Raw genomic sequence first — 3,398 nt, forward strand, 5'->3', positions numbered from 1 at the left:
CAAGCCGACCTGATCACCATGCCGGAAGCCTGGAAAGTCCTCAACGAGCTGTCACGATTCCAGTTGCCGATCGAAATCACCGAGTTTGATGTCGACACACGTGACGAAGCCACTCAAGCCCAGTGCACTCGCGATTTTCTCACGCTGGTGTTCGCCCATCCCGCGACCACCGGGTTCACGACATGGGGTTTTTGGGAAGGCGACATGTGGCGTCCCCACGGCGCCATGATTCGCGAAGATTGGTCGACCAAACCGAACGGCCAAGTCTGGGAAGAGCTGATCTTCCAAGACTGGTGGACCGACCAAACCGTTCAAACAAACGCCGAAGGCATCGCCACCGTCCGAGCCTTTCGTGGCACCCATCGCGTTCAAGCCGAAGCCCAGGATTGGGCACGGATTCGAACCGTGAATCTGCTCGAAGACGAAACCGTCACCTTGCAAATTGGAGTTGGCGGTGAGTGACCTGCCACCGCTTCCGTCGGAACAATTGCTGATCGATCATCTGGCTTCTTCCACACGTTCATCGCTCGCCTCCGCGATCGTGATGTCACCGGGCCGTGGACAAGCCGCCAATGCACTGGCTGCTGCATTTCCAAACAGCAAGATCACAAGCTGGTTCGTGGATTTGCACCGCGCCGAACGGGCTCGCGAGGTGACCTCCGAAGACGTTCATGTGATCTGCCAACCCGATCTTCCCGACACCTCGTGGGAACTCGCTTTGCTGCCAGTCTTGAAAACCGGCGAAGCGGAAATGAATCGCGACCTGATCCATCAATCCTGGCAGCGGCTGACGATCGGTGGCGAACTGATCGCCGCGGTCAACGCTCCCAAAGACACGTGGTTGCTGAACCAGTTGCAGGCTCTCGGTCCCAAAGTCCGATGCCACGATCACGCGACCGGACGTGTCTACGTCGTGCGAAAATCATCTGAGACATTCAAACCGAAAACCTTCGACGCCGAATTCACTCACCGAGTCGACGATCGCATCCTGACCGTGCATTCTCGTCCGTCGGTGTTCTCTCATCGTTCCGTCGACCGAGCCGCCGCGGCAATGATCCGGCACGCGCCGATCCCCGAAGGCTCCACAGTGCTGGAACTCGGATGCGGCAACGGAGCCGTCGCAATGGCAGCCGCCGTGCGAACACAAACCGGTCACGCATACGCTGTCGATTGCAATTCGCGAGCCGTCCAGTGCACCGAGCGAGCGGCAGCCCAAAACCAGATCACCAACCTGACCGCCATCGTCAATCACGATGGAGAGTTGCCGGACGTGCCAGCTTGCGACATCGCGTTGCTCAACCCGCCGTACTACGGCGACTTCCGAATCGCCGAGCATTTCATGGTCACCGCCGCGAAGAAACTGCGATCGGGCGGAGAAGCCTACGTGATCACCAAACAAACCGATCGCTACCTCGAATACGACTGGTGGCCGTTGGAAATGGCCGACCGAAAGACCGCCCAGTCCTACGACCTGCTGCGTTTCACCCGCGAGTGAGCGTGTCTGCATGAGTCCTTGGCTTTCATCGATTCTGGGCAACCCACTCAGAGCGTCTTGCCGAATGACTTCTGCCACAGGATGGAACCGGAGTGAGTGCCCGGCGGCTGAGACCGAGCATGGCCACTCCCATCAGCCGGAACACGATCGCGTCCGATTCCGAATCGCTGGTCACCGACAAAAAATCGATGATGAGGCCGAAGTGAGAATGAGCAATGGGTGTTGGGTGTCACCAGCCGGCGATCTGCTACCCCAGTTCTCCTGGGCATGCGTTTGGGCAAAAGAACTCCGTCCCGTTTGATCGGTCCTCAGTCCCGCACAAGGGTTTCGACGCAGAGTCGCGAGAGGCGGTGAGGCGCAGAGGGACCAAACGGGATATCAGGCGTTACCGCTCTCCCCTGCGCCTCTGCGACTCCCCACCTCTGCGTCAACTTCTTTCAGAATGGAGCGAGATCCATGGGACGGTGGTCATTGTTGAGAGGATGCGTCTGATTTTGACCCCGCCCCCCCTTCTCTTCGTCGTCCAAAACAGGCTGCTTCCTATTCTTCTTTTGATTGGACACCCGAAACTACCCCCATCCCCTTTGGCCAACGACGTTTCAACGCGTAGGATGGACACTCTTGCCCGTCTGAGTCGGCCAAGACCACCCATCACAACCCGACGCGTGATCGAGGAACGCCTCCAACTCCCACGACGGCCCCATCCGGGGCGAATCCCAGACGCCAGCCACCATCTATTTTTCGAACGTCCCTTGCAGCGACATAGGCCATACCGAACGAAGCAAGCTACGGCAGGAGACATTGTTTTCAGTGGCCAGCCACGCTCCCTAACTCGCCACCTCAGTTCGCTGGACTGGAAAAGGTGTCGGGACTGGAAAAGGTGTCGGACACCGAATTGGGTGATTGGGTAATATTTCGTTTCATCGCTTCAGTTTCTTTGGGCGTCCGCGTGGTCGCACCGTTGACTCCAGGCCGAACCGACGTTTCAACCCGTAGGATGGACACTCTTGCCCAAGACCAGTTGATTCCCCATCCAAGCCCCAGGCCTGAATGGCCGACACAACCATTGCCGGGGACGTCAGTCCCCGGTTCCGTGAACTCCTAAAACCCACCAAGCCCCGAAGGGGTGACAGAGACCGGGAACGGAGATTCCTCTGTCGCCCCTCTCGGGGCTGCCCATCGACCAAGGCCCATGCACCGGGGCCTCACGGCCCCGGCAATGGTTCTGCCGCCCCTATCGGGCCTTGCCAGTGGAAGAACAACACCGCGTCCAACGTGCCAACCCATCCAGCGCCCTTCGGCTGCCTCAACACTCTGCCCAGCGGCTCACCATCACTCGCCCAAGACCAGTTGATTCCCCATCCACGCCCCAGGCCTGAAAGGCCGACACAACCTTTGCCGCGGACGTCAGTCCCCGGTTCCCTGAACTTCTAAAACCCACCAAGCCCCGAAGGGGTGACAGAAACCGGGAACGGAGATTCCTCTGTCGCCCCTCTCGGGGCTGCCCATCGACCAAGGCCCATGCACCGGGGCCTCACGGCCCCGGCAATGGTTCTGCCGGCCCTATCGGGCCTTGCCAGTGGAAGAACAACACCGCGTCCAACATGCCAACCCATCCAGCGCCCATCGGCTGCCTCAACACTCTGCCCAGCAGCTCACCATCACTCGCCCAAGACCGGTTGATTCCCCATCCAAGCCCCAGGCCTGAAAGGCCGACACAACCTTTGCCGGGGGCGTCAGTCCCCGGTTCCCTGAACTCCTAAAACCCACCAAGCCCGGAAGAGCTGACAGAGACCGGGAACGGAGATTTCTCTGTCGCCCCTGTCGGGGCTGCCCATCGACCAAGGCCCATGCACCGGGGCCTCACGGCCCCGGCAATGGTTCTGCCGGCCCTATCGGGCCT

2 protein-coding genes are annotated in these 3,398 nt (G+C 59.9%); both read left to right on the top strand.

Annotated elements, in window-relative coordinates:
• Positions 1-462: endo-1,4-beta-xylanase (locus tag ACF8AM_RS24330; protein WP_392558140.1), on the top strand; the 462-nt coding region annotated here is incomplete at its 5' end.
• Positions 455-1,495: a class I SAM-dependent methyltransferase gene (locus ACF8AM_RS24335; protein ID WP_392558141.1), complete on the top strand. Its 1,041-nt coding sequence runs from the start codon at positions 455-457 to the stop codon at positions 1,493-1,495. The genes ACF8AM_RS24330 and ACF8AM_RS24335, both read left to right, overlap by 8 nt.
• Positions 1,496-3,398 lie beyond the last annotated feature (1,903 nt).

Source organism: Rhodopirellula sp. JB055 (assembly GCF_043100905.1).
Lineage (GTDB): Bacteria > Planctomycetota > Planctomycetia > Pirellulales > Pirellulaceae > Rhodopirellula.